The following is a 443-nucleotide window of genomic DNA, read 5'->3' as shown; positions in this document are numbered from 1 at the left end:
AGCCGCGCCATCGCGACCTGCAAGGCGAACAGACCGGCTTGCGCGTATGTGGTGTGGTCCAGAAGCCCATCCGGCCCGCCGGTGAAGACAACCTCGCGTAGAGGGTGGTCCAGGTGGGGGTCAAGCAGGGAGCAGACTTGGTCGAAGGCTTCCGCGTAGACGGGGAAGCGCTCGTACAACTCCCGTCCCATACCCGCGCGTTGGCTGCCTTGGCCGCTGAAGAGGAAGACCGTGTCACCGCCCGCCGGGGCTTCCGCGGTGCTGGGGCTCACCAGTGCCGGGTGGGTGTCTCCAGTGGCGAGGGCGGTGAGGCCGGCGATCAGTTCTTCGCGGTCGTTGCCCACCACTGTGGCCCGCTGTTCGAAGTGGGTGCGGGTGGTGAGGAGGGACCAGCCGAGGTCGGTGGGGGAGAGTTCGGGGTTGGTGGTGACCCGTTCCACCAG

General features: G+C 67.7%; 1 protein-coding gene. It reads right to left on the bottom strand.

All coding sequences use genetic code 11. From position 1 onward, the window contains the following. On the bottom strand, positions 1-443 hold a 443-nt coding region (locus tag AAHZ94_RS35025), incomplete at both ends, for an acyltransferase domain-containing protein (protein ID WP_349997680.1).

The sequence above is a fragment of the Streptomyces sp. HSW2009 genome, from assembly GCF_040240285.1.
Classification (GTDB): Bacteria; Actinomycetota; Actinomycetes; order Streptomycetales; family Streptomycetaceae; genus Streptomyces.
This window is presented reverse-complemented; position numbering and strand designations above follow the sequence as displayed.